22 protein-coding genes are annotated in these 25,578 nt (G+C 71.5%); 14 read left to right on the top strand and 8 right to left on the bottom strand.

The annotated features are described in order from the left end of the window. Positions 1 to 154 precede the first annotated feature (154 nt). From leuS to FHS29_RS25970, 4 genes are all read right to left on the bottom strand, one after another. Positions 155 to 2,947 (bottom strand): leucine--tRNA ligase, encoded by a 2,793-nt coding sequence (gene leuS / locus FHS29_RS25955; protein WP_184694874.1) that lies wholly within the window; start codon positions 2,945 to 2,947, stop codon positions 155 to 157. 150 nt (positions 2,948 to 3,097) lie between these two features. Beyond that, positions 3,098 to 4,099 (bottom strand): esterase-like activity of phytase family protein, encoded by a 1,002-nt coding sequence (locus tag FHS29_RS25960; RefSeq protein WP_184694876.1) that lies wholly within the window; start codon positions 4,097 to 4,099, stop codon positions 3,098 to 3,100. Between the two features lie 58 nt (positions 4,100 to 4,157). Next, positions 4,158 to 4,721, bottom strand: a complete 564-nt coding sequence (locus tag FHS29_RS25965) for a Uma2 family endonuclease (protein ID WP_184694878.1) — start codon at positions 4,719 to 4,721, stop codon at positions 4,158 to 4,160. 79 nt (positions 4,722 to 4,800) lie between these two features. Further along, a complete protein-coding gene (locus tag FHS29_RS25970; protein WP_184694880.1) occupies positions 4,801 to 5,940 on the bottom strand; it encodes an esterase-like activity of phytase family protein in 1,140 nt (379 codons plus the stop codon). A gap of 110 nt (positions 5,941 to 6,050) precedes the next feature. On the opposite strand from FHS29_RS25970, the gene FHS29_RS25975 reads away from it, so the two are divergent. After that, positions 6,051 to 6,449 (top strand): SdpI family protein, encoded by a 399-nt coding sequence (locus FHS29_RS25975; protein WP_312865101.1) that lies wholly within the window; start codon positions 6,051 to 6,053, stop codon positions 6,447 to 6,449. An 81-nt stretch (positions 6,450 to 6,530) separates the two neighbouring features. Here FHS29_RS25975 and FHS29_RS25980 read toward each other — a convergent pair whose 3' ends face one another. Next, entirely contained in the window at positions 6,531 to 6,713 is a 183-nt protein-coding gene (locus FHS29_RS25980; RefSeq protein ID WP_184694882.1) for a hypothetical protein, read from the bottom strand. Between the two features lie 102 nt (positions 6,714 to 6,815). Between FHS29_RS25980 and FHS29_RS25985 the strand changes: the two genes are divergently transcribed. After that, entirely contained in the window at positions 6,816 to 9,221 is a 2,406-nt protein-coding gene (locus FHS29_RS25985; protein ID WP_184694884.1) for an ATP-binding cassette domain-containing protein, read from the top strand. Between the two features lie 86 nt (positions 9,222 to 9,307). Here the strand turns inward: FHS29_RS25985 and FHS29_RS25990 are convergent, their stop codons facing one another. Further along, a complete protein-coding gene (locus FHS29_RS25990; protein WP_184694886.1) occupies positions 9,308 to 9,889 on the bottom strand; it encodes a YqgE/AlgH family protein in 582 nt (193 codons plus the stop codon). A gap of 235 nt (positions 9,890 to 10,124) precedes the next feature. On the opposite strand from FHS29_RS25990, the gene FHS29_RS25995 reads away from it, so the two are divergent. Further along, entirely contained in the window at positions 10,125 to 11,495 is a 1,371-nt protein-coding gene (locus FHS29_RS25995) for an MFS transporter (protein WP_184694888.1), read from the top strand. A gap of 100 nt (positions 11,496 to 11,595) precedes the next feature. On the opposite strand, the gene FHS29_RS26000 is transcribed toward FHS29_RS25995, so the two are convergent. Both FHS29_RS26000 and FHS29_RS26005 read right to left on the bottom strand, forming a co-directional pair. Next, positions 11,596 to 11,871: a helix-turn-helix domain-containing protein gene (locus tag FHS29_RS26000; RefSeq protein ID WP_184694890.1), complete on the bottom strand. Its 276-nt coding sequence runs from the start codon at positions 11,869 to 11,871 to the stop codon at positions 11,596 to 11,598. Between the two features lie 102 nt (positions 11,872 to 11,973). After that, a complete protein-coding gene (locus FHS29_RS26005; RefSeq protein ID WP_184694892.1) occupies positions 11,974 to 13,401 on the bottom strand; it encodes a CCA tRNA nucleotidyltransferase in 1,428 nt (475 codons plus the stop codon). A gap of 111 nt (positions 13,402 to 13,512) precedes the next feature. Here FHS29_RS26005 and FHS29_RS26010 point away from each other — a divergent pair, with 111 nt between their 5' ends. From FHS29_RS26010 to FHS29_RS26060, 11 genes are all read left to right on the top strand, one after another. Then, positions 13,513 to 14,082, top strand: coding sequence for an NUDIX hydrolase (locus FHS29_RS26010; RefSeq protein ID WP_246440863.1), 570 nt, complete (start codon positions 13,513 to 13,515; stop codon positions 14,080 to 14,082). Positions 14,083 to 14,084: 2 nt separating this feature from the next. Then, positions 14,085 to 16,340, top strand: a complete 2,256-nt coding sequence (locus FHS29_RS26015; RefSeq protein WP_184694894.1) for a DUF6049 family protein — start codon at positions 14,085 to 14,087, stop codon at positions 16,338 to 16,340. Continuing rightward, complete coding sequence (gene murJ / locus FHS29_RS26020) at positions 16,337 to 17,968, top strand: murein biosynthesis integral membrane protein MurJ (protein ID WP_246440865.1); 1,632 nt, start codon at positions 16,337 to 16,339, stop codon at positions 17,966 to 17,968. The genes FHS29_RS26015 and murJ overlap by 4 nt, the downstream gene beginning before the upstream one ends. A 37-nt stretch (positions 17,969 to 18,005) precedes the next feature. Next, complete coding sequence (locus tag FHS29_RS26025) at positions 18,006 to 19,529, top strand: protein kinase family protein (protein WP_184694896.1); 1,524 nt, start codon at positions 18,006 to 18,008, stop codon at positions 19,527 to 19,529. 51 nt (positions 19,530 to 19,580) lie between these two features. Continuing rightward, a complete protein-coding gene (locus FHS29_RS26030; protein WP_184694898.1) occupies positions 19,581 to 19,763 on the top strand; it encodes a hypothetical protein in 183 nt (60 codons plus the stop codon). A gap of 45 nt (positions 19,764 to 19,808) precedes the next feature. Beyond that, entirely contained in the window at positions 19,809 to 20,426 is a 618-nt protein-coding gene (gene sigM, locus FHS29_RS26035) for an RNA polymerase sigma factor SigM (RefSeq protein WP_184694900.1), read from the top strand. Next, positions 20,423 to 21,157: an anti-sigma factor family protein gene (locus tag FHS29_RS26040; protein ID WP_184694902.1), complete on the top strand. Its 735-nt coding sequence runs from the start codon at positions 20,423 to 20,425 to the stop codon at positions 21,155 to 21,157. The genes sigM and FHS29_RS26040 overlap by 4 nt, the downstream gene beginning before the upstream one ends. 96 nt (positions 21,158 to 21,253) lie before the next feature. Then, a complete protein-coding gene (gene trxB / locus FHS29_RS26045) occupies positions 21,254 to 22,246 on the top strand; it encodes a thioredoxin-disulfide reductase (RefSeq protein WP_184694904.1) in 993 nt (330 codons plus the stop codon). Between the two features lie 26 nt (positions 22,247 to 22,272). Next, a complete protein-coding gene (trxA, locus tag FHS29_RS26050; protein WP_184694906.1) occupies positions 22,273 to 22,602 on the top strand; it encodes a thioredoxin in 330 nt (109 codons plus the stop codon). Positions 22,603 to 22,771: 169 nt separating this feature from the next. Then, positions 22,772 to 23,914 (top strand): N-acetylmuramoyl-L-alanine amidase, encoded by a 1,143-nt coding sequence (locus FHS29_RS26055; RefSeq protein ID WP_184694908.1) that lies wholly within the window; start codon positions 22,772 to 22,774, stop codon positions 23,912 to 23,914. A gap of 373 nt (positions 23,915 to 24,287) precedes the next feature. Beyond that, positions 24,288 to 25,577, top strand: a complete 1,290-nt coding sequence (locus tag FHS29_RS26060; protein ID WP_184694910.1) for an AAA family ATPase — start codon at positions 24,288 to 24,290, stop codon at positions 25,575 to 25,577. Position 25,578 lies beyond the last annotated feature (1 nt).

The following is a 25,578-nucleotide window of genomic DNA, read 5'->3' on the forward strand; positions in this document are numbered from 1 at the left end:
CCCCGCCCGTTGTGCCCCCGCGCGCCCCCCGCCCCCGGGGGCCGGGGGGGGGGCGCCGGCCGGGGGGGGGGGGGGGGGGGGGGGGCGGCGGGGCCCCCCCCCCCCCCCCCGGCCCCCCCCCCCCCCCACCGCCGGGCCTGCCGCACCACGTCCGCTACAGCACCACGTTCACCAGCCGGCCGGGCACCACGATGACCTTGCGCGGCTCGCCGGTCAGCAGCTCGGCGACCTTCGGGTCGGCCAGCGCCGCCGCCTTCACCTCGTCCTGCGACGCCGAGGCGGCCACCACCACGCGGGCCTTCACCTTGCCGTTGACCTGGATCGGGTACTCGACGGTGTCCTCCACCAGGTACTTCTCGTCGGCCCGGGGGAACGGTCCGTGCGCCAGCGACTCGGCGTTGCCCAGCTTCGACCACAGCTCCTCCGCGATGTGCGGCGCCAGCGGGGCCAGCAGCAGCACCAGCGGCTCGGCCAGCACGCGGGGCGCGCCGCCGGGGTAGTGCTTGGTGACGAAGTTGTTCAGCTCGATCAGCTTCGCGCCCGCCGTGTTGTAGCGCAGGTTGCCGTAGTCGTCGTGCACGCCGGCGATCGTCTTGTGCAGCAGCCGCAGCGCTTCCTCGGTCGGCTCCTCGTCCGTCACGCGCAGCGCGCCGGTCTCCTCGTCCACCAGGTTGCGCCACAGGCGCTGCAGGAACCGTTGCGCGCCGACGACGTCCTTGGTCGCCCACGGGCGGGACACGTCCATCGGGCCCATCGACATCTCGTACAGGCGGAACGTGTCCGCGCCGTACCGGTCGCACATGTCGTCCGGCGTGACGACGTTCTTCAGGCTCTTGCCCATCTTGCCGTACTCGCGCTTGACCTCCTCGCCCTCGAAGAAGTACCTGCCGTCGCGCTCCTCCACCTGCTCGGCGGGCACCGGCGTGCCGCGACCGTCCCGGTAGGCGTACGCCTCGATGTAGCCCTGGTTGAACAGCCGCCGGTACGGCTCGTCGCCGGACACGTGGCCCAGGTCGAACAGCACCTTCTGCCAGAACCGCGCGTACAGCAGGTGCAGCACGGCGTGCTCGACGCCGCCGATGTACAGGTCGACGCCGCCGGGGTCGTTCGCACCGTGCTCCCCGGTGCGCGGCCCCAGCCAGTACCGCTCGTTCTCGGCGTTGACGAACCGCTCGGTCTCCGTCGGGTCCACGTACCGCAACTGGTACCAGCACGAACCGGCCCAGTTGGGCATGGTGTTGGTCTCGCGGCGGTACTTCCGGGGGCCGTCGCCCAGGTCCAGCTCCACCTCGACCCAGTCGGCGGCCCGGGACAGCGGCGGGGACGGCTCGGAGTTCGCGTCCTCCGCGTCGAAGGTGCGCGGCGAGTAGTCGTCCACGTCGGGCAGCTCGATCGGCAGCATCGACTCGGGCACCGCGATCGGCGTGCCGTCCTCGTCGTAGACGATCGGGAACGGCTCACCCCAGTACCGCTGGCGGGAGAACAGCCAGTCGCGCAGCTTGAACTGCACGGTGCCCTCGCCGCGGCCCTGCTCCTCCAGCCAGGCGATGATCGTCTTCTTGGCCTCGGCGACGTCCATGCCGTCCAGGCTGATGCCGTTGTCCTGGTGCGAGTTGATCGCCGGGCCGGTGCCGGTGAACGCCTCGCCCTCGAAGTCCTCGGGCGGCTGCACGGTCCGGATGATCGGCAGGTCGAACGCCTTCGCGAAGTCCCAGTCCCGCTGGTCCTGACCGGGCACCGCCATGATCGCGCCGGTGCCGTAGCCCATCAGCACGTAGTCGGCGACGTAGACCGGGATGTCCTCGCCGTTCACCGGGTTCACCGCGTGCGCCCCGGTGAAGACGCCGGTCTTCTCCTTGTTCTCCTGCCGGTCCAGGTCGGACTTGCGGGAGACCTCCCGGCGGTACGCGGCGATCGCGTCCGCGTGCTCGGGGGTCGCGATCACGTCCACCAGCGGGTGCTCCGGCGCCAGCACCACGTAGGTCGCACCGAACAGGGTGTCCGGGCGGGTGGTGAAGACCTCGATGTCGTGGTCGCCCACGGCGAACCTCACCCGCGCGCCGTGCGACCGGCCGATCCAGTTGCGCTGCATCGCCTTGACCTTCTCCGGCCAGTCCAGCCGGTCCAGGTCGTCGATCAGGCGGTCGGAGTACGCGGTGATCCGCATCATCCACTGGCGCAGCGACCGGCGGAACACCGGGAAGTTGCCGCGCTCGCTGCGGCCGTCGGCGGTGACCTCCTCGTTCGCCAGCACGGTGCCCAGGCCGGGGCACCAGTTGACCGGCGCCTCGGACAGGTACGCCAGGCGGTACCGGCCCAGCACCTTCTGCTGCTCCGCCCGGCTCAGCCCACCCCAGGCGCGACCGTCCGGCGTGCGCCGCTCGCCCCGCGCGAACTGCGCCTCCAGCTCGGCGATCGGCCGCGCCCTGCCCGCCTCCTCGTCGTACCAGGAGTTGAAGATCTGCAGGAAGATCCACTGCGTCCACTTGTAGTAGCCGGGGTCGATGGTGGAGATCCGGCGGCGCTCGTCGTGGCCCAGCCCGACCCGGCGGATCTGCCGCAGGTAGGTCCGGATGTTGTCCTCGGTGGTCTCGCGCGGGTGCCGGCCGGTCTGCACCGCGTACTGCTCGGCGGGCAGCCCGAAGGCGTCGAAGCCCATGGTGTGCAGCACGTTGCGGCCGGTCATCCGGTGGTACCGGGCGAACACGTCGGTGCCGATGAAGCCCAGCGGGTGGCCGACGTGCAGCCCGGAGCCCGACGGGTAGGGGAACATGTCCTGCACGAACAGCTTGTCGGCGGGGACCTCGCCCTCGAGCGGACCGACCGGGTTGGGCGCGTGGAAGGTGCCGCGCTCCTCCCACTCCCGTTGCCACCGCTGCTCGATCTCGCCCGCCAGCTCGGCGGTGTAGCGGAAGGCGGGCGTCTCAGCCGCCGCGTCGGTGCTCATCTGACGATTTCCCTTCGGTTGCCGGCCCCTGACATGACGAAACCCCCCAGCCCGTGGATGGGCATGAGGGGTTGCCGCGCCGACCCTGTCTTGGTGGGTCCGCGCGGCTAGCTAAGGAGCAGGCGGGCCGTGCTCATGACGTCAACGGTATCAGCGGACCGCGAGGACGATGAACTGGGTGACCTGGGTCGCGCTGAAGTTGTCGTCCGAGACCAGCAACAACGTGCGGTTCGGGCCCCACGCCATGCCCTCCACGTTGTCGACCCGGCTCAACGGGAAGTCGGCGAGGTCGGCGAGCAGGCGCTTGCGCATCGGCTCGGCGTCGTCCAGCGACCGGTCCTTGACGTCCGTCGCGCCGTGCGCGGTGGCCTCGTAGAGCCGCACCTTGTTGCCCACGCCCGGGACGAAGGACCGTTCCAGGACCAGCAGCCGGTCGCCGTCGGGCAGGATCGCCGCGACACCCGTGCCGCCGCCTCCTTCGGCGAACACCGGTTCCTGCCGGTAGGCGTACTGGGCGAGGACCCGGCCCGGCGTCTGCACGGTGATCCGGGAGACCGCGCCGCGGGTGTGGTCGGCGGGCGGGCCGTCCTGGAGGAGCGGGCCTTCGACGGCGGTGACGGTCCTGCCGCGGACCAGGGCCAGGCCTTCCAGGGCCTCGTTGCGGCGGGGACCGGAGTCGGGGCGCATCCGCAGGTTGTCGGCGAGCGCGTACTCGCGGACGAACGCCCCCGTCCGGGTGGCCTCCCGGACCGACGGGTCGACCAGCGTCGCGCCCCGGTCGCCCTCCTGGCTCCAGACGTAGTGGCCGGTGCGCGGGTCGACCCGGATGTCCTCGGGGTCGACGGTGTTCGCCGGGTACTGGACGCCCGCCTCGTCGCGCAGGGCGTGGACGGCGGTGAACGTCGGGACGCCCTTGGCGGAGATCCTCGCCGTGTAGAAGCGGGCGGCGACGCGGTCGTCGCTGATCAGGACGTACTGGCCGGTCCACGGGTCACGGTCGATCCCGGACAGGCCGCCGACCTGCGTGCCCCCGAACGTGGTGCCGTGGGCGAGGACGTGCTCGGCCACGAACCGCACCTCCGGTCCCGCGCCGGCCTGGGTCGCCGGGAGCAGGGCCAGGAGCAGGGCGGGGACGAGCGCGGTCCGCAACATGTGGTCCAGCACAGCAGACCGGGATGACGGGTGGGTGGCGTCGCGGTGACGGGCCGGGTCAGCGCCTGGGCGCGAACAGCACGTCCACGTCCAGCTTCACCGACACGCCTTCGACCACCTGGACCTCCACCGGCTCACCCGACCTCGCCACCGCGACCTCGGTGTAGGCGTTCCCGTCCAGCGCGCTGCACCGGATCACGGGGAGACCGTCCCTCGGCAGCTCCACCAGCCAGTACACCGGCACACCCACCGCGGCGTAGGCGGCGGGCTTCTCCAGCCGATCGATCGAGGCGGTCGACGGGGAGAGCACCTCCACCACCAACCGGACGTCGTCGGACGGGATGCTGGTGGCGTCATCGGTGGTGCACACCACGACGTCCGGGATGTAACCCAGCTGACCCACGCGCACACCGGTCGCGCTGACCGCCTCCAACCCGACTGGAGCCACCGCGTCGTCCAGCAACCGACAGATCCGGTCCGCGACGCGTTGGTGGGGTTTAGCGGGTGCCGCGCTCACGCGGAACCGGCCGTTGGCAAGTTCAATCCGACGTCCTTCTCGCGGCTCAAGGGCTTCCCAGTCGTCCAAGGTGTAGCCCTCGTAACGATGTGCTGTGCTGCTCATGGCCATCACCACCCAACCTTGATCGACAGGAAGCCCTTGCGCCTTGAGTGTGGCACGGAACGACTCACCCGACTTGGCGTCAGCGCACCGCGAGGGCGATGAAGCGGGTGAACTCCTCGGCGGCGAAGTTGTCGTCGCTGACCAGCACGAGGGTGCGCTCGCCGGACGGCAGGCGCGGTCCCCAGGTGAGGCCTTCGACGTTGTCGATCACCGGCAGCGGGAAGTCGTCCAGGTCGGCGACCAGGCGCTTGCGGACCGGCTGGACGGCGCGGTCCTTGAGCGAGGGCACGCCCTTCACGTCGGTGGTGCCCCACAGGTCGATCTCGTAGACGCGCACCTTGTAGTCCGAGCCCGGCACCCAGGAGCGCTCCAGGGTCAGGTAGCGGCCGGGGCGCAACGGGTCGGCGAGGATCGCGGGCACCCCGGTGTCCGGGCCCCACGGACCGGGTTCGGGCTTCGCGAACAGCGGTTCCAGCGGGTAGACGTGCTGGGAGAGGACGTGGCCGAAGCGGGTCTGCACGGTGATGCGGGCCGGTGAACCGCGGTCGACGGTGGACTCCTCGCCGTCCTCCAGCAGGGGTCCTTCGACGACGCTGGTCAGCAGGGCGCCACCGGCGTCGAACGTGATGGCCTCCAGGGCGCGGTTGCCGCGCGGGCCGGTCTCGGCGGCGATCGTGTAGTTGCCGGGCAGCGGCAGGGTGGACTTGTACGCCCCGTCACGGGTGGCGCGCTGGATGGACGGCTGGATCACCGCATCGGTCGGCCGCCACGGGCGGTTGCCCTCCTGGCTCCACCAGTGGTCGCCGGTCAGCGGGTCGACCCGGATGTCCTCCGGGTCGACGGCGTTGGCCGGGTAGGTCGTGCCGTCCGGCGTGCGGAGGGTGTCGGTCCCGGTGACGGCGAGGTCGCGGATGCCGGACGCGTCGACGGTCGCCCTGGCGGTGTACGTGCGGACCGGGTTGGTGTTCGAGCGGTCGTCGCTGATCAGGACGTAGTCGCCGGTGCGGGGGTCGCGGTCGATGCCGGACAGGCCGCCGACGGTGGTGCCCTCGAACTGGAACTTGTGGGGGAGGGTCGCCTGGCCCAGGTAGCGGGCTTTGCCGACTTCGGCCTGCGTCGCGTCCGCCGGTGACGCGGCCGGTTGGGCGGTGGCCGGCTGAGCGGTGGCGGCGGTCGTGGCGACCAGGGCGAGCACCGTCAGACAAGATCGAACTCTCATTGTGCCGAGCCTGCCCGGAACTCCGGGCGCAGCGGAAGCGTGCCTTCGGGTGACCCCGTTCGGCGGACCTGGTTCGGCCCGGGCCGCGGCCCGCGCTTACCCTCGACGGTGTGAACATCGTGCTGCTCGTGGTGCTGGGCCTGGTCGGCGTCGCCTTCGGGACCGTCGGCACCCTGGGAATGCGCGGCCGACTCCACCGCAACCGGTTCTTCGGGGTGCGGACGAAGGCCACTCTCCGTGACGACGAGGCGTTCGGCCTCGCCAACCGGATCGCCGGCGTGCCCAACCTGGTCGCCGGGGCGGTCGCCCTGGTGACGGCGGCGGCCGTGGCCCTGAACCCGGCCACCGCGCTGGTCGTCGGGCTGATCGGGCTGGTCGGCGCACTGACGATCGCGGCAGCCGGCGGCGTGCTGGGCCACCGCGCGGCCGAGGCGATGCCCGAGCCGGAGACCTCGGGCTGCGGTGGCTGCGCCTGCGCCGGCGCGTGCGGGGTCCTGCAGCGCGCCTGACCAGGCAGGGCTCCCACCGGGGTCCTCCCGCGACCGGGACACGACCGCGACACGACTGCGACAGGTCCGCGTCAGTCCGCGTCACTCCGACGACCGGACCGTGACCGGCTGCTCGTCGCCGCTCGCCTTCGGCACCCACTTCACCGGCCTGGTCGGCGTGCCGCCCGGCGGCTGTCTGCGCCACGCGACGCGCGCGACGGCGGGCTCTCCCTCGCGCGCCGCGGAACCGGTGACCGGACGGGTCAGGAATCGAGAAGCGCGCACCCACCGTTCCGCAGCTAGCGTGACCGCTCGAAGCCGGTCGGATCGAGCCAGGCGACGGCGGCGGAGACCGCGAAGGCGGCCCGCGCGACAGATGGAGACACCATGAGCAAGGCCGCGAAGACCGCCCCGCAGTCGCCTGCGCCGCACGTGGCCGACAGCCACGACCTGATCCGCGTGCACGGCGCGCGGGTGAACAACCTCAAGGACGTCAGCATCGAGATCCCGAAGCGCCGGCTGACGGTGTTCACCGGGGTCTCCGGCTCGGGCAAGAGCTCGCTGGTGTTCAGCACGATCGCCGCGGAGTCGCAGCGGATGATCAACGAGACCTACAGCGCCTTCGTGCAGGGCTTCATGCCGACGCTGGCGCGGCCCGAGGTCGACGTGCTCGAAGGGCTGACCACCGCGATCATCGTCGACCAGCAGCGGCTGGGCGCCGACCCCCGCTCCACGGTCGGCACCGCCACCGACGCCAACGCGATGCTGCGCATCCTGTTCAGCCGCCTCGGGCAGCCGCACATCGGGTCACCCCAGGCGTTCTCCTTCAACGTCGCCTCGATCAGCGGAGCGGGTGCGGTCACGCTCGAACGCGGCGGGAAGACCGTGAAGGAGCGGCGCAGCTTCAACATCACCGGCGGCATGTGCCCGCGCTGCGAGGGCCGCGGCTCGGTCACCGACTTCGACCTCTCCGAGCTGTACGACGACAGCAAGTCGCTCAACGAGGGCGCGCTGACGATCCCCGGCTACAGCGTCGACGGCTGGTACGGCCGGATCTTCAGCGGTTGCGGTTTCTTCGACCCGGACAAGCCGATCCGCAGGTTCACCAAGAAGGAGCTTCACGACCTCCTGCACAAGGAGCCGACCAAGATCAAGGTCGACAACGTCAACCTGACCTACGAGGGCCTGATCCCGAAGATCCAGAAGTCGTTCCTGGCCAAGGACAAGGAGGCGCTGCAGCCGCACATCCGGGCGTTCGTGGACCGGGCGATGACGTTCACCACCTGCCCCGGCTGCGACGGCACCCGGCTCAGCGAGGGCGCCCGGTCGTCGAAGATCGCCGGGATCAGCATCGCCGACGCCTGTGCGATGCAGATCAGCGACCTGGCCGCGTGGGTGCGCGAACTGGACGAGCCGTCGGTCGCGCCGCTGCTGGCGGCGCTGCGGCACACGCTCGACTCGTTCGTGGAGATCGGGCTGGGCTACCTCTCGCTCGAACGGCCGTCGGGCACGCTGTCGGGCGGCGAGGCGCAGCGCGTCAAGATGATCCGCCACCTCGGCTCCGCGCTCACCGACGTCACCTACGTCTTCGACGAACCCACGATCGGCCTGCACCCGCACGACATCCAGCGGATGAACGACCTGCTGCTGCGGCTGCGCGACAAGGGGAACACGGTCCTCGTGGTCGAGCACAAGCCGGAGGCGATCGTGATCGCCGACCACGTCGTCGACCTCGGCCCCGGCGCCGGTACGGCGGGCGGCACCGTCTGCTTCGAGGGCACCGTCGAGGGGCTGCGGGCCAGCGGCACCATCACCGGCCGGCACTTCGACGACCGGGCTTCGCTCAAGGAGGCGGTGCGGACGCCCACCGGCACGCTGGAGGTCCGCGGCGCGGCGACGCACAACCTGCGCGACGTGGACGTCGACATCCCGCTCGGGGTGCTCTGCGTGGTCACCGGTGTGGCGGGCTCCGGCAAGAGTTCGCTGGTGCACGGGTCGCTGCCCCGGCTGTCCGGGCCGGCCGGCGAGGGAGTGGTGTCGATCGACCAGGGCGCCATCCGCGGCTCGCGACGGAGCAACCCGGCGACCTACACCGGGCTGCTCGACCCGATCCGCAAGGCGTTCGCCAAGGCCAACGGCGTGAAGCCGGCGCTGTTCAGCGCCAACTCCGAGGGCGCCTGCCCCAACTGCAACGGCGCCGGCGTGGTCTACACCGACCTGGCGATGATGGCCGGTGTCGCGACCACCTGCGAGGAGTGCGAGGGCAAGCGGTTCCAGGCGTCGGTGCTGGAGTACCACCTCGGCGGCCGGGACATCAGCGAGGTGCTGGCGATGTCGGTGACCGAGGCCGAGAAGTTCTTCGGCGCCGGCGAGGCCCGCACGCCGGCCGCGCACGCCGTCCTCGTCCGGCTCGCCGACGTCGGGCTCGGCTACCTCAGCCTCGGCCAGCCGCTCACCACGCTGTCCGGCGGCGAGCGGCAGCGGCTCAAGCTGGCCACCCACATGGCCGAGAAGGGCGGCGTCTACGTCCTGGACGAGCCGACCACCGGGCTGCACCTGGCCGACGTCGAGCAGCTGCTCGGCCTGCTCGACCGGCTGGTCGACTCGGGCAAGTCGGTCATCGTCGTCGAGCACCACCAGGCGGTCATGGCGCACGCCGACTGGATCATCGACCTCGGCCCCGGCGCCGGCCACGACGGCGGCCGGATCGTCTTCGAGGGCACGCCCGCCGACCTCGTCGCCACCCGCTCCACCCTGACCGGCGAGCACCTCGCGGCCTACGTCGGCGGCTGAGGCGAAGCCCTCGCGGCCGATCGGGGTCGGTTCGTGCTCGACCGCGGGCGGGACCGTCGGGTACCCCGGGCGGGCCGGGGCGCACGTCAGTTGCGGCGCACGTCCATCGGGAACGTGGCCAGCAGCGCCGTCGGCATGCCCTGGCGGCGCAGCACCCGGCCCCACAGGTCGGCGTTGGGCGGGGAGAGGACGTCGTCGGGCAGGCCGGGCACCACGATCCAGTCGCCGCGCTCGATCTCGCCGGACAGCTGGTCCTCGCCCCACCCCGAGTACCCCGCGAACACCCGCAGGCCGCGCACCTTCGGGATCAGCGCCTCCGGGTCGGAGTCCAGGTCGATCAGGGCGACCGGGCCGTGCACGTTCACCACGCCCTCGATCGACCGGTGGTCCTCGCCCGTGCGCAGCGCGGCCAGGCACAGCGCCGTCTTCTGCTCCACCGGGCCGCCGATGTAGACGGCCCTGGGCCGGCTCACGTGCGCGCCCCAGGCGGGCAGGACGTCGTGCACGGCGACCTCGCTGGGGCGGTTCAGCACCACGCCCAGGGTGCCCTCGCCCCGGTGGTCGATGATGTAGACCACCGTGCGGCGGAAGTTCGAGTCGGTCAGGCTCGGTGCCGCGACCAGCAGGGAACCCGGTTCGACTTCGGCATCAGGTCGCACGCGCACCATGATCCCAGACGACGCACGTCACACCGGGAGCGGCACATCCGGGTTACCGTTGTCGTTGTAGGAACCGTCAGGCGCCATCGAGTCCCCCGGGCCCAACACAAACCGCCTTCGCGGAATACCGTCCGGCTGGAGCCGCGTAGCGCAATCCGCCGAGAGGCGACCGGGCGCCTGACCCAGGGAGGCCGGACCCGCTGCGGGTCCGGCCTTCCTGGTCGGGAAGGCATAGGCTCATCGGGTGACAAGTGCCGGGACGACCACGGCAAAGCACCACCTGGGTGTCCGGAAGCTCCTCGCGGTCGCGGACTTCCGCAGGCTGTTCGCCACCCGGCTGGCGGCCCAGTGGGGCGACGGGTTGTTCCAGGCCGGTCTGGCCGGCGCGGTGCTGTTCAACCCCGAGCGGCACACCGATCCGCTCGCCGTCGCGGCCGGGTTCGCCGTGCTGCTGCTGCCGTACTCCGTCGTGGGGCCGTTCGCCGGAGCCCTGCTGGACCGGTGGGACCGCCGCCGGGTCCTGGTCGTGGCGAACCTCACCCGTGCCGTGTTCATCCTGCTCACCGCGTCGGCCGTCGGGCTCGGGCTGGACGGCGTCCCGCTCTACACCGCTGCGCTGTTCGTCACCGGCGTGAGCCGGTTCGTGGGGTCGGGTCTGTCCGCGTCCCTGCCGCACGTGGTCGAGCAAGACCACCTGGTGGAGGCGAACGCTTTCGTCACCACCTCCGGCGCCCTCACCTCCGTGCTCGGCGCGGCCTGCGCGGTGGGCCTGCGGCAGCTGCTCGGCGCGGGCGACGGCGGTTCGGCGTGGACCACCGCGTTCGCCGTCGTCGGGTCGCTGACGGCCGCGTTCCTGGCGTCCCGGTTCGCCAAGGGCCGGCTCGGCCCGGACCAGGTGGACGAGCCGAGTCGCACGGTCACCGCCGTGGCGATGGGCCTGCTGGACGGCGGGCGGGCCGCGTGGCGGACGCCGAGCGTGGCCGCCGCGCTGCTGGCGCTGCTCGCGCACCGGGTCGCGTTCGGGGTGTCGCTGCTGCTCACGCTGTTGCTGATGCGCAACGCGTTCACCGACGTCGGCCCGTTCAAGGCGGGCATGGCGGGCCTCGGCGAGGTCGCCGTCGCGGGCGGCGCGGGCATCCTGGTCGCCGGCCTGGTCACCGACCGGCTGGTGGACGTGCTGGGCCGCAAGGGCACGGTGGGCGCGGCGCTGGGGCTGGCCGCCGCCACCCAGCTCGGCCTCGGCCTGCCCATGCTGCTGCCGACGACCCTGGCCGCGTCGTTCTTCCTCACGTTCGCGGGCCAGGTGGTCAAGCTGTGCGTGGACGCGGCCGTGCAGAGCGACATCGGCGACGAGGTGCGCGGCCGGGTGTTCGCCCTCTACGACACCCTGTTCAACGCCACCCAGGTAGCCGCCGTCTCGGCCGCCGCCGCCGTGGTCCCCCTGGACGGCCGGTCTCCCGGCCTGATCATCGCGGCCACCACCGCCTACCTGATCGGCATACCCGCCTACCTACTCCTCTCCCGCCGAGGCGAAGCAGTCTCGCCCAGCTCAGATCACCGACTTTCCCCCCGCCGAAATCGCCGCCCCCCGCCCCCGGCGAGGTCGCGTCGGTAGGTCGTGCCCGGTTCGCCGTGATCACGCCCTTCGATCGCCGCGAACCGGGCACGACCTACCGACTTCCCCGGCGACCTCGCCCGACCCGGCGGGAGCCGGGTCAATCCAATAGAGCACCCCCCGGCACCGGGAGGCGGATGATCCCGGTCTCGTGCGCGAAGACCACCGCCGCGATCCGGTCCCGCAGGTTCAGGATGCGCAGGATCTCGTTGACCACGACACCGACCTGGCGCTGGCTGACCGCCAGCACGCGCGCGATCTCGTGATCCGCCAAGCCCCTCGCCAAGCACCGGAGCACGGCCCGCTGGTGATCCGACAGCGCGGCCAGGCCCTGCGCCTGAGTGCCCCCCTCGGTGGACAATCCCCAAGCGTTCATGCGACACCACCCCCAGTGTGCGTCTGACGCACACAGTCATGGTCTCGCAACTGGCTGTCACTTGGCTAACGGGAAGCGGGTGATACCGACGTCATCCCGGCGTCATCCCGGCGGTTCGATGCCCTCCGACCGCGCCCACGCGAACAGCTCCGCCACGGCCTCGTCGTGGTCCAGCGGCCCGCGGTCCAGCCGCAGCTCCTTCAGGAACTTCCACGCCCTGCCCACCTGCGGGCCCGGCGGCAGGCCGAGCAGCCGCATGATCTCGTTGCCGTCCAGGTCCGGCCGCACCCGCCGCAGGTCCTCCTCGGCGGCGATCCGGTCGATCCGGCGCTCCAACTCGTCGTACGTCCGCTGCAGCGCGTTGGCCTTGCGCCGGTTGCGGGTGGTGCAGTCGGCCCGCACCAGCTTGTGCAGGCGCGGCAGCAGGTGGCCGGCGTCGGTCACGTACCGGCGCACCGCCGAGTCCGTCCACCCACCCGAGCCGTAGCCGTGGAACCGCAGGTGGAGGTACACCAGCTGCGCTACGTCCTCAATGACGTCCTTGGCGTACCGCAGCGCCCGCAAACGCTTGCGGACCATCTTCGCGCCGACCACCTCGTGGTGGTGGAACGAGACGCCGCCGCCCTCCTCGAACCGCCGGGTGTCCGGCTTGCCGATGTCGTGCAGCAGCGCGGCGATGCGCAGCACCAGGTCGGGGCCGTCCTCCTCCAGGTCGATCGCCTGCTCCAGCACCACCAGCGAGTGGTGGAACACGTCCTTGTGCTGGTGGTGCTCGTCGATCTCCAGCTTCATCGCGGGCAGCTCGGGCAGCACGACGTCCGCCAGCCCGGTCGCCACCATCAGCTCCACGCCCGCCCGCGGGTGCGCGCCGGTGAGCAGCTTGGACAGCTCGGCCTGCACCCGTTCGGGGGTGATCCGGCCCAGCTCGCCGGCCATCGCGGTCATCGCCTCGACCACCCGGGGCGCGGGCGTGAAGCCCAGCTGGGACACGAACCGGGTCGCGCGCAGCATCCGCAGCGGGTCGTCGGAGAACGACTCCTGCGGCGTCGCCGGCGTGTCCAGCACCTTCGCGGCCAGCGCCGCCCGGCCGCCGGTCGGGTCCACCAGCACCCGCTCCACCAGGTCGAACGCCATCGCGTTGACGGTGAAGTCGCGCCGCACCAGGTCGCCCTCGATGGTGTCGCCGAAGGTCACCTCGGGGTTGCGGGTCACGCCGTCGTACGCGTCCGCCCGGAAGGTGGTGATCTCCACCGTCTGGCCGCGCTTGGCCGCGCCGACCGTGCCGAACGCGATACCGGTGTCCCAGATCGCGTCCGCCCAGCCGGCCAGCAGCTTCTGCACGGCGGGCGGGCGGGCGTCGGTGGTGAAGTCCAGGTCGCCGGACAGCCGTCCGAGCAGCGCGTCGCGCACGCTGCCCCCGACCAGGTACAGCCGGTGGCCCGCGGCGGCGAACCGCTCGGCCAGTTCGTCGGCCACGGGGAAGGCGCTCAGCAGCTCCACCACGTCGGTGGACACGTTCGTTCCGGACACGAAGAGCCAGCGTACTGGCCGACCCGAGCCGTCATCCCCAACCCGAGTTGATCACCACTGGCAATGGGCCGGCCACGCCCCGTAATCGCTGGTCGGCACTACCATCAGGACATGCCCCACTCGTCCGGTCGCTCCGGCGGTCCCAAGCCGAGGCGCCGGAACCGCCGCCGAGGCCGCCGCCTGAAGACGGTCGACGAGACCTCGGCGGGCGGGCTGGTGCTGGATCCGCTGCGCCGGGCCGCCGCGATCATCGGGCGGCTGGACCGGCGTGGCAGGCTGCTCTGGTCACTGCCCAAGGGTCACATCGAGGCCGGCGAGACCGCGGAACAGACCGCGGTGCGCGAGGTCGCCGAGGAGACCGGTATTGATAGCAGGGTGCTCCAGCCCCTCGGCTCGATCGACTACTGGTTCGTCGCCGAGGACCGCCGGGTGCACAAGACCGTCCACCACTTCCTCCTCGAAGCGCTGGGCGGCGAGCTTTCCGACGAAGACGTGGAGGTCACCGAGGTGGCGTGGGTGCCCCTTGGCGAACTGGACGAACGGCTCGCCTACGCGGACGAGCGGCGCCTGGTGCGCCGTGCCGTCGAACTGCTTGCCGACCGGAACCCGACCGGGCCGGACCGGGCGCCGGCGGCGGCCGGTCTCGACCTGGCCGACGCCAACGTGGACGGAGCGGAGTAGGCGTGAAACGGCTGCTGTCCGCGCTCGCGGCGGCGGGATTCCTGCTCGCCGGCGCACCTGCCGCGGCGGCTCCCTCCGACGGGGGCCGGATCCCGGTCAAGCCGGCGCCCGCCACCCAGGTGTGGGCCACCCGCCCGGCGTCCAACCAGCCCGGCAGCACCGCCCAGCAGTGGCTGCGGCTGGACATCGAGGAGCTCTCGCCCCGGGTGGTCACCCCCGGCGAGGACTCGGTCACCATCACCGGCAAGATCGTCAACGTCGGTGACCGGGACATCTTCGACATCGAACTCCGGCTGGAGCGCGGCAAGGCGCTGACCAGTGAGGAAGCCGTCCGCCAGGCGCTGCGCGAGCCGACCGACGCGGAGGTCGTGCAGCCCTGGTTCACCCGCATCGCCGACGAGCTGCGGATCGGCCAGAGCAAGCCGTTCAGCCTGGCCGTGCCGGTGAACGGGCCGGGCAACACCTCGCTGGACATCGACCAGCCGGGCGTCTACCCGGTGCTGGCCAACATCAACGGCCGCCCCGACGACGGCGGTCGCGCCCGGCTGGCCGCGCTGAGCACCCTGCTGCCGGTGCTCGCGGTACCCGGCGGCGCGACCCTCGGCCCGCCGCCGAACCCGGCGAAGATCACCGTGCTGTGGCCGCTGGCCGACCGCCCCCGGATGGTCGCGAGCGGCCTGGAGCCGGTGCTGACCGACGACGAGCTGGCCAGCTCGCTCGGCTTGGGCGGACGCCTGTACGGCCTGCTCAAGGCCTACGAATCGGCCCTGGACGGCCCGTTGGGGCAGGGCGTGTGCCTGGCCGTCGACCCGGACCTGCTGCGCACCGTGGAGGCGATGAGCAAGGGCTACCAGGTGCTCGACCACGGTCCGGGCAAGGGCCGCAACGAGGCCGGCCTGTGGCTGGCGCAGCTGCGGCTGCTGGCCGGCGGCCGGTGCGTGGTGGCGCTGCCGGACGCGGACGCCGACCTGGTCGCGCTGTCCCGGGCCAAGCTGACCGACCTGTTCGCGCTCGCGGGCCGGGGCGCGGACGTGGTGCGCGAGGTGCTGGGCGTGCAGCCGCAGGCCGGCCTGGCGTGGCCGGAGGACGGCGTGGTCGACCAGCAGACGCTGGACGCGCTCGGCGCGCAGGGCGTCACGTCGCTGGTGCTCGACCAGTCGGCGGTCGCCGGCACGCCCGGCGCGGGCCCGGTGCGGTTGGACGCCGCGGGCAAGCCGGTCACCGCCGTGCGGATCGACGGCATGGTGTCGGACGCGCTGCGCGGCCCGGTCGTGGCCCGGCCGGTGGCCGGCATCACCACGCCCACCGAGACCCGGCCGGTGTCCGTGCAGAACGCGCTCGCCGCGCTCGCCTACCGCACCGTCTTCCAGGGCAACGGGCAGAACGTGGTGATCAGCCCGCCGCGCCGGTGGAACGCGCCCACGGGCGAGGTCAACAAGTTCCTCCAGGTCACCAAGAACCTGGTGGGCACCGGGTTCGCCACCCCGGTCGGGCTCCAGGCGCTGGTCGGCGCGCCGCCGCCGGAGCAGGTGGCGGCGCTGAGCTACCCGGTCGAGTCCGGCGCGCAGGAGGTGGCGCCCACGGTGACCGCCGACGTCGCCAGGTCGTGGCAGGAGCTGCAGCGGCTGTTCGGCGCGATGAGCCAGCAGGACGCGTTCTCCACCGAGCCCGGCGCGCTCATCTCGCCGCTGCGGCTGAGCCTGTTGCGGGCCGTGTCGGGTACGTGGCGCGGCAACGAGACGGGTGCGCGCGCCTCGCTGGACATCGCCGACAAGCAACTCGCCGCGTTGCGCGGCCAGGTCACGGTGAGCGAGCCGGCCAGCCCGATCCTGCTGGCGTCCGGCGACAGCCCCATCCCGGTGACCATCCGCAACCGGCTCGACGTGCGGGTCACCGTGCGGATCACGGTGGAGGACACCCCCGGCATCCTGGCCCGGCAGCTGCAGGACCAGGTGCTGCCCGCGCGCGGCGAGCGGCAGCTCACCGTGCCGGTGGAGGTGCTGCGGTCCGGGCGGTTCCCGGTGCACATCAGGCTGACCACGCCGGACGGCGTGGTGCTGGGCGAACGGGCCCGGCTGGAGGTGTCGTCCTCGGCGTACGGGACGATCACCACCGTCATCACCATCCTCGCCGGCGCCCTGCTGGTGCTGCTGTCCGCCCGGCGCATCTACCGGCGGGCACGAGCCTCGCGGGCCGCCGCCGCGGCGGTGCCGAACGACGCGTCGGGCGTCACGCCGGAGAAGTCGAGCACGAGTTGAGCGGAACAACCACGGTGGTCGAGCAGCAGAACCCCCCGTCGGTGGCCCGGGCCTCCGGCTCGATGGCCATCGCCACGATCGTCAGCCGGGCCTCCGGGCTGCTGTCCAAGCTGCTGCTGATCACCATCATCGGCTCGGGCATGCTCAACGACTCGTACCAGGCCGCGACCACGCTGCCGACGATGATCAACGAGCTGCTCCTGGGCGGTGTGCTCACCTCGATCGCGATCCCGCTGCTGGTGCGCGCCGAGAAGGAGGACGGCGACGGCGGCGAGTCGTACGCGCAGTGGCTGATCACCATGTCCGTCGTCCTGCTGGGCATCGGGACGCTGATCGCGGTCGCCTGCGCGCCGCTGCTGACCGCGCTGTTCACCGGTGACGCGGACAAGGCGAACCCGGCGCTGGTCACCGCGTTCGCGTACCTCGTGCTGCCGGGCATCGTGTTCTACGGCCTGTCCGCCCTGCTGGGCGCCATCCTCAACACCCGTCACGTGTTCGGCCTGCCCACCTGGGCGCCGGTGCTGAACAACCTGGTGATGATCGCGACGCTGGTCGTCTACTGGCTGATGCCGGGGGAGGTCTCGCTCGACCCGGTGCGCATGGGCGAGCCGAAGCTGCTGGTGCTGGGCCTGGGCACGATGCTGGGCGTGGCGGTGCAGGCGGGCGTGATGGTGCCCGCGATGAAGCGCACCGGCCTGCGGTTCCGCTGGCGGTGGGGCTGGGACCGGCGGCTGGCCGAGTTCGGCGGGCTGGCGTTCTGGGTGCTGCTGTACGTGGCGCTCGGGTTCGTCAGCATGGCGGTCCTGACCCGGGTCGCGCTGAACGACGAGGGCGCGCTGGTCGCCTACAACTACCAGTGGCTGGTCGCGCAGGTGCCCTACGGCGTGCTCGGCGTGTCGCTGCTGACCGCGCTGATGCCGAAGATGTCCCGGGCGGCGGCCAAGAACGACACCGGGGCGCTGGTGGGCGACCTGTCGTTCGGCAACCGGATGTCGGCGATCATGCTGATGCCGTTCAGCGCGCTGATGACGGTCGGCGGGCTGCCGATCGGGCTGGCGATCTTCTCGCACGGCGAGTCGGGGCTCGACGGCGGCGAGCGGATGGGCATGGCGCTGGCGCTGTCGGCGTTCGGGCTGGTGCCCTACGCGATCACGCTGCTGCAACTGCGGGTGTTCTACGCGTTGAAGGACGCGCGGACGCCGACGCTGATCCAGGCGATCATCGTCGCGGTCCGGATCGCGCTGCTCTACGCGTTCCTGGAGTTCGCGCCGCGGGACAAGCTCGCGGCCGGCGTGTCGATCGCGATGTCGCTGAGCTTCGTCGTCGGCTGCCTGGTCGGCCAGCTGTGGCTGCGGATCCGGTTGGGCCGGCTGCGAACCGGGTACACGGCGTGGACGATCTGCCTCACCGTGGTGGCGTCCGCCATCGGTTTCGGAGTGGCGGCCGGCGCGGCGTGGCTCGCCGTCCGGCTGCTGGGGACCGAAGGACCGGTCGCCACCGCCTGGGTGCGGATGGTGGTGCTCACGATCGTGGGCCTGCCGCTGAGTTTCGCGTTGTTGGCCGTGTTCCGCGTACCCGAGGTGAAGCCGGTGATGGACAAGATCAGCCGACTGGTGCGGCGCCGATGACCGCGCCGGCGCAGCCGATTCCCGTACCCTCGGGCGCGTGAGCAGCGGCCCGATCCAGAACACCTCGCTGGTACCCGGCGGGGTGATCGGCGACGGCCGCTACCGGCTGCTCGCGCAGTCGGGAATCGACCAGCGCTGCGACGCCCACCTGTGGCGCGCGCGGGACGGCCAGCTCAACCGGGACGTGGCGCTGACCGTCCTGGTCGGCAACCCGACCGACCAGGCGGCGCTGACCCGCGCGAAGCGCACCGCCGAGCGCGCGATGCACGCGGCGAGCTTCACCCACCCCGGCGTGGCGCGGGTGATCGACGTGCTGACGCCCGGCGCGGGGATCAAGTTCGACGAGGGCATCCTCGGCATGGTGGTGGCCGAGTGGACCCAGGGCACCGACCTGATGGACCTGATCGCCGAGGGACCGCTGCCGGCGGGTGCCGCGACCAGGCTGCTGGAACCGCTGGGCGCGGCCATCGAGGGCGCGCACCACGCCGGTCTGGTCCTCGGCGCCGACCACCCGCAGCGCATCCGCGTCACGTCGGACGGCAGGCTGCGGATGGCGTTCCCCGGCCCCCGGCCGGACGCGATCGCCCGGGACGACGTCAAGGGCCTCGGCGCGATCCTCTACCTGCTGCTGACCGGCCGCTGGGCGCTGCCGGGCGGCCCCGAGGGCGTGCCGGTGGCCCCGACCGGTCCCGACGGGGCGGTCGTCGCGCCGAGCGTGCTGCACCCCCACGTGCCGCACGAGCTGTCGTCGGTCGCCGTGCGGTCGCTGGAGGACACCAGCGTCGGCGGCATCCGGACGTCGGCGGCGATCCTGCAGGTGCTCGACCAGATCTCGGAGTCCGAGGCGCAGACGGCGCTGATCAAGCCGGTGCCGGAGTCGTCGGACGACGGTGCGGTGTGGACGACGCAGCGGCCGGAACGCGGCAAGGACCACAAGCGCAAGCTGATGATCAGCGTGGCCGTGCTGGCGATCGCGACCCTGGCCGTGGTCGTGTGGCTGGGCGTGCAGATCGTGAGCTTCTTCAGCGACGAGCCGACCAGGGGCGGCGGGCCCACGGTGGTGATCGGCCAGTCCACCCCGCCCGGCTCCGGCCAGCCGGCGCCGCCGGCCCCCACCCCGGCCGGCCCCGTGCGGCCCGCTTCGGTGGGCGTGTACGACGTGACGAACCAGCCGGACAACGCCAACCGGGCCGACCGCGCGGTGGACAACAACCCGACGACGGTCTGGCAGACCGAGAACTACTTCCAGCCGTTCCCGTCGTTGAAGCCGGGCATCGGCCTCATGGCGTCGTTCGCCGAGCCGGTCAAGCTGGCTTCGGTGACCGTGACGTCGCCCAGCGAGGGCACCGTCGTGGAGATCCGGGTGGCCGCGTCGGAGAGCGCCCCGCTGGAGGAGACCAAGGTCATCGCCACCGCGACGCTGTCGGCGGGGCAGACCCAGATCCAGCTCAACGACCACGAACCGACCCCGCACCTGCTGGTGTGGGTGACCAAGCTGGCGGGCAGCGGGCGCAACAACAAGTCCGAGATCGCCGAGCTGGTCTACGCGCGGGCCCAGTAGCCGCCGACGCGCCATCCGCTCCACCACGCCCGCGAGAGGAACAACCCCGCCATGTCGTCCCCGTCCCCGCAGCACCCCACGCCCTACCTGCCGCTGGCGGCGCTGGGGCTCGCGGTGTCCGTGGCCGTGATGGACGGCGACTCGCTGCTGTGGCTGCGCATCGCCCTGCTCGTCTTCGCGGCCGTCGTGCTGGTGGTGTGGGCGGTCGGCTACCGCCGTCGGCGGCTGCACTGAACGGGTGATAGGAGCGGCGCTGGTGAGGGCCGATACCCTCTTTCCGTGACCGCCGCAGCCAGCTCGGACGCAGACCTCATCGCGGCGCACGCCGCCGGAGACCCGCACGCGTTCTCGGAGCTGGTGAAACGGCACCGAGATCGGATGTGGGCGGTCGCGCTGCGGACGCTGCGCGATCCCGAAGAGGCGGCGGACGCGCTGCAGGAGGCGTTCATCTCCGCGTTCCGGGCCGCCGCGAGCTTCCGGGCCGAGTCGCAGGTCACCACGTGGCTGCACCGAATAGTCGTGAACGCCTGCCTGGACCGGATGCGCAGGCGGCAGACCAGGCCGACCGTGCCGCTGCCGGAGGCCGGGCCCGGTGAGCCGGTCGCGCCCCGGGACGCGATGGCGGAGCGGGAGACGCGGCTGGTCGTGCAGGACGCGCTGGCCGAGCTGCCGGAGGAGCAGCGCGCGCCCATCGTGCTGGTGGACGTGGAGGGCTACTCCGTCGCGGAAACGGCCCAGCTGCTCGGTATCGCCGAGGGCACGGTCAAGTCGCGGTGCGCGCGGGGCCGCGCGAAGCTGGCCAAAGTTCTGGGTCACCTCCGGAACCAGAGTGCAGATGCGAACGTCCCAGTGACCGATGTGCAGGTGCAACAGGGACGTCAGTTGGAGGAACGATGACCGGCAATGTGCGGCGCTCCGGGCCGCCGTGGTCCGTCGACCTGCTGGCCGATCTGCACGCAGGCGTCCTGGACCCGCGGAGCGAGGCCGAGCTGCGGGCGATCGTCGCGAACGACCCCGAGGCGCGGGAGGTCCTGGCCGCCCTGGACGCCACGCTGGAAGACCTGCGTGGGTTGCCGCCGATCCCGATGCCGCGTCAGGTCGCCGAGCGGATAGACGCCGCGCTGGCCGAGGAGGCCCGCCCGGTCGCCCCGGTGGTCGACCTGGCCGCGAAGCGGCGCAAGAAGCAGCTGGGCTGGGGCGCGGGGCTGCTCGCGGCGGCGGCCGTGGCGGTCGGCGTGGTGTTCGTGTCGACGCAGGGGAACACCGACTCGTCGCCGCCCGGTGACAACCAGGCGCAGCCCCCGGCCGCGACGAACACGCCGGTGACGCAGCGGCTCGCGGTCAAGGGCAACGACTTCGGGCCGGTGTTCGGCGACGTGCTCAAGGCGCAGAACTACGGCCCCCTGGAGAACCAGGAGAAGCTGGCGGGCTGCCTGAAGGGCGGGGACATCGTCGGCTCGAAGCCGCTCGGCGTCAGCCCGATCACCCTGGACGGCCGGGACGCGGTGATGGCGATCATGCCGGGTGGCAAGCCCGGTGCGTTCCAGATCGTGGTGCTCGACCCCGAGACGTGCGGCCCGGACAACCCGAACGGTGTACTGGCGAAGTCCAACATCACCCCGGAGTAGTCCACCTCACCCGATCGACGCGGAATCTCCGCACCCTACGATCCGTTGAAGGCAGTGCAGGCCCAGTGCCTGTCACGCGACTAACGGAGGTCGAGGGTGTCGGACGTTCGGAACCTGATCGTCGTGGGATCGGGGCCCGCCGGGTACACCGCGGCGGTCTACGCAGCGCGCGCGCAGCTCGAACCGCTGGTGTTCGAGGGCTCGCAGTACGGCGGTGCGCTGATGACCACGACCGAAGTCGAGAACTACCCCGGCTTCCGGGACGGCATCATGGGCCCCGACCTCATGGAGCAGATGCGGGAGCAGGCGAAGCGCTTCGGCGCGGAGCTGCGCGCCGAGGACGTGGAGAAGCTGGAGCTGACCGGGGACGTCAAGTACGTCCACGCCAACGGCACCCGCTACGCCGCGAAGACGGTCGTGCTCGCCATGGGCGCGGCGGCCCGCTACCTGCACGTCCCCGGTGAGCAGGAGCTGCTCGGCCGGGGCGTGTCGGCGTGCGCGACCTGCGACGGCTTCTTCTTCCGCGACCAGGACATCGCGGTGGTCGGCGGCGGCGACTCGGCGATGGAGGAGGCGACCTTCCTCACCCGGTTCGCCCGGTCGGTGACGATCATCCACCGCCGGGAGGACTTCCGCGCCTCCCGGATCATGCTGGAGCGCGCCCGGTCCAACGAGAAGATCAAGTGGCTGCTCAACGCCGAGGTCGTCGAGGTGGTCGGCGAGGGCACGGTGTCCGGCGTGAAGACGAAGGACACCCGGACGGGTGAGGTGACCGAGCACCCGTTCACCGGGTTCTTCGTCGCGATCGGTCACGACCCGCGCAGCGAGCTGGTGCGCGGACAGGTCGACGTGGACGACGCGGGCTACGTCCAGGTGGAGGGCCAGACCACCTACACCAACTTGACCGGCGTCTTCGCCGCCGGTGACCTGGTGGACCACACCTACCGGCAGGCGATCACCGCCGCCGGTTCGGGCTGCTCCGCCGCGATCGACGCGGAGCGCTGGCTCGCCGAGCACGGGACGCCGGAGGCCGAGATCGCCGCCGAGCACGTGGGCGGCGGCTACGGCGAGCCTGTCGCCACCAGCTGAGAACCATTCCGACAGAGGAGAACACCATGGCAGGCTCCACCGTGCCCGTGACCAGCGACACGTTCACCGAGAGTGTCTTGCAGAGCGAGAAGCCCGTGCTGGTCGACTTCTGGGCGACCTGGTGCGGCCCGTGCAAGATGGTCGCGCCGGTGCTGGAGGAGATCGCGGCCGAGCACGCCGAGAAGATCACCGTCGCGAAGCTGGACATCGACGCCCACCCCTCGATCGCCCGCGACTACCAGATCATGTCGGTGCCGACGCTGATCCTGTTCCAGGGTGGCCGTCCGGTGAAGCAGATCGTGGGCGCCAAGCCGAAGGCCGCGCTGCTCAACGACCTGTCCGAAGTCCTCTCCTGACCGCAACCCACCCGTGGCCCGTCCGTCCTACCAAAGACGGACGGGTCACGCTTTTGTGGCTGGGTAACCACCGGGAGTAGCCCTGCGAGAAGCACCAGCGCACGCAAGGCACAATAGGGCGTCAACTCGAACGCCGGCAGCTGTCGGCGCCATAGCGAACGAGGGGTACATGCTGCTACTCCGCCGCGGAGATTTCGGACCGGACGTCGCCGAGGTCCGGGCCACGCTGACGAAGCTCGGGTTGCTGTCCGATCCGCAGCCGTCGCAGGTGTTCGACCTCCCGGTCGAGCACGCCGTCCGCGCGTTCCAGCAGCAGCGTGGCCTCATCACCGACGGCATCGTCGGTCCGGCCACCTACCGCGCGCTGCGCGACGCGACGTTCCGGCTGGGCGACCGGCCGCTGGCGTTCCTGATGTCCCAACCGGTCACCGGCGACGACGTCTTCGCGCTCCAGGAGCGACTGCTGGAACTCGGCTACGACGCCGGTCGGCCCAACGGCGAGTTCGGCCAGCAGACGGAGCAGGCGCTGCGCAGCTTCCAGCGCGACTACGGCCTGATCGCGGACGGCATGTGCGGTCCGGACACGGTGCGCGCGCTGCGCCAGCTCCAGCCGAAGGTCAGGGGCGGGCGGCCGGTGTTCCTGCGCGAGCAGGAGCGCGTCCGCAAAGCGGGTCCGCGGCTGTCCGGCAAGCGCATCATCATCGACCCGGGGCACGGCGGGCAGGACCGCGGCGTCGTGGTGGACGGGGTGGCCGAGGCCGACGTCATGCTCGACCTGGGCAGGCGGCTGGAAGGCAAGATGGCCGCCACCGGCATGGAGGCCCTGCTCACCCGCGGGCCCAACCACTGCCCCGACGAGGGCGCACGGGCCAAGTTCGCGAACGAAGCGGGCGCCGACCTGATCCTCTCCCTGCACACCGACGCCAACCCGTCGCCGCTCGCGTCGGGCGTGGCGACCTTCCACTTCGGGACGGGCAACGGCACGTCGTCCACGGTCGGCGAGGCGCTGGCGGGCTTCATCCAGCGCGAGATCGTGGCGCGGACGGGCATGCTGGACTGCCGGACGCACCCCAAGACCTGGGACATGCTCCGGATGACGAGGTGCACGGCCGTGCGGGTCGAGGTCGGGTACCTGAGCAACCCGGAGGACCGCGCGCGACTGGCCAACCCGTCGTTCCGGGACGTGGTGGCCGAGGGCATCCTGGTCGCCGTGAAGCGGCTGTACCTGCTGGGCAAGGACGACCAGCCGACCGGCACGTTCACGTTGAGCGACCTCGTGCGGCACGAACTGACCACCGGGCAAGCCCGCTGACCGGCTGACCCCTCGGGCCGATTCCGCCCCTGATCAGGACTCATGCGCTGGTGGCGGCACCAGCGTCGAACGCCGTGAAACCCGAACGCCCCACCACCGTCCGCAGCAGTGATCCGGGCGCGGGACTCCGCGAAGCCCGCACCCGGATCAACCTCAACGCCGACGAACTCGCCGGGCGGGCTGGAAGGCCGGATCAGCCGAGACCGCATCCCCAACCTCGCCAAGGAACGCGACCTGGGCCACGGCGTTCCCATGGCTCAACGCCCCTGATCAGCCCTACCGCGCACCTCAAGTGTCGACAACTGGCGGTTTTCGACCATACTTGACGAAATCAAGGCTCTGACCGCCTCCTGGACGACCGAGAGGGACCACCGTGCTGATCCGGTTCGAGGTGGCGAACTTCCGCTCGATCCTGGATCCGGTTGAGTTCTCCATGGTCGCGGTCGACCGCGACCGCCCCGAAGCACGCCCCGTACCGAGCCTGAACGAAAGCCTCCTGCCCGTAGCGGCGATCTACGGTCCCAACGCCTCGGGGAAGTCGAACGTCGTCGCCGCGTTCGACTGGCTCGCCACCGCAGTCAGGCATTCGCTGCGGCTCTGGGACGAACAGATTCCCGTAGAACCGTTCGCCTTCGCCGGCGGCTCCGAACTCTCGTCGGAGTTCACGGTGGAGTCGATCATCTCAGGTGTCCGCTACGAGTACGTGGTCGAACTCGACCAGCACCGGGTGCGTTACGAAGGGCTGTTCCACTACCCGGAGAAGAAGCGCCGACGGGTCTTCGAGCGCGAGGGCGAAGACCTCAAGCTCCAACGCGGTCTGGGCCACCTCTCGGGCACCCGGGAACTGCTCACCCCTCGAACGCTCGCGCTCACCATCGCCCGGAGGTTCGACGAGCCTCTGGTCTCCGACTTCTACCGCGACCTGACCAGGACGCAGGTACGCGGGTTGAGATCGCGCAACCGCCAGTTCCCGCTATCCCCGGGGATGTCCCGACCGACCCGTGCCTGGTTCGACGATTCTTCGGAACGAACGCAGTTGCCGCTGCCCGGTCTGGATGACGCGCTCAAGTCCGCACAAGAGGATCGTGCTCAGGCCTTGGCGATGCTGCGCATGGCCGATCTCGGAATCGACGATGTGGTGATCGAGGGCGAACACTTCGCACCGGCGGCCGACGGTGGGCGAGACCCTGGCTCGCGGCGGCGGATTCGCCTCGTGCACCGCACTGCCGATGAGCGCGTGCCGTTCGAACTGGAAGACGAGTCCGAAGGCACCAGGACCTGGTACCGCCTGATCGGGCCTGTGCTCACCGCGCTCCGACATGGCTCGCTGCTGCTGTTCGACGAGCTCGACGCGAGTCTCCACCCGACGCTGTCCGCGCAGCTGATCGGCCTGTTCCACGACCCGAAGACGAACCCCGAGGGTGCCCAACTGATCTTCACCTCGCACGACACCAGCCTGCTCAACCACCTCAACCGCGACGAGGTCTGGCTGACCGAGAAGACCGAGAAGGGCACCACCAGGCTGGGCGCCTTGGCGGAGTTCGCCGGGGAACGTGTGCGGAAGTCGCAGAACCTGGAGAACGCCTACCTGCACGGCAGGTTCGGCGCCCTGCCGGACGTCGACCGCACCGAAGTGCTGCGGGCTCTGGGACTGATCGGCTGAC

Origin of the sequence: Saccharothrix tamanrassetensis (assembly GCF_014203665.1) — a bacterium.
Taxonomy (GTDB): domain Bacteria; phylum Actinomycetota; class Actinomycetes; order Mycobacteriales; family Pseudonocardiaceae; genus Actinosynnema; species Actinosynnema tamanrassetense.

What these genes read in the sequence shown, in the direction of transcription:
- leuS (WP_184694874.1), bottom strand. Translation starts at nt 2,947, where the DNA reads ATGAGCACCGACGCGGCGGCTGAGACGCCCGCCTTCCGCTACACCGCC.
- FHS29_RS25960 (WP_184694876.1), bottom strand. Translation starts at nt 4,099, where the DNA reads ATGTTGCGGACCGCGCTCGTCCCCGCCCTGCTCCTGGCCCTGCTCCCG.
- FHS29_RS25965 (WP_184694878.1), bottom strand. Translation starts at nt 4,721, where the DNA reads ATGAGCAGCACAGCACATCGTTACGAGGGCTACACCTTGGACGACTGG.
- FHS29_RS25970 (WP_184694880.1), bottom strand. Translation starts at nt 5,940, where the DNA reads ATGAGAGTTCGATCTTGTCTGACGGTGCTCGCCCTGGTCGCCACGACC.
- FHS29_RS25985 (WP_184694884.1), top strand. Translation starts at nt 6,816, where the DNA reads ATGAGCAAGGCCGCGAAGACCGCCCCGCAGTCGCCTGCGCCGCACGTG.
- FHS29_RS25990 (WP_184694886.1), bottom strand. Translation starts at nt 9,889, where the DNA reads ATGGTGCGCGTGCGACCTGATGCCGAAGTCGAACCGGGTTCCCTGCTG.
- FHS29_RS26000 (WP_184694890.1), bottom strand. Translation starts at nt 11,871, where the DNA reads ATGAACGCTTGGGGATTGTCCACCGAGGGGGGCACTCAGGCGCAGGGC.
- FHS29_RS26010 (WP_246440863.1), top strand. Translation starts at nt 13,513, where the DNA reads ATGCCCCACTCGTCCGGTCGCTCCGGCGGTCCCAAGCCGAGGCGCCGG.
- FHS29_RS26030 (WP_184694898.1), top strand. Translation starts at nt 19,581, where the DNA reads ATGTCGTCCCCGTCCCCGCAGCACCCCACGCCCTACCTGCCGCTGGCG.
- FHS29_RS26040 (WP_184694902.1), top strand. Translation starts at nt 20,423, where the DNA reads ATGACCGGCAATGTGCGGCGCTCCGGGCCGCCGTGGTCCGTCGACCTG.
- trxA (WP_184694906.1), top strand. Translation starts at nt 22,273, where the DNA reads ATGGCAGGCTCCACCGTGCCCGTGACCAGCGACACGTTCACCGAGAGT.
- FHS29_RS26055 (WP_184694908.1), top strand. Translation starts at nt 22,772, where the DNA reads ATGCTGCTACTCCGCCGCGGAGATTTCGGACCGGACGTCGCCGAGGTC.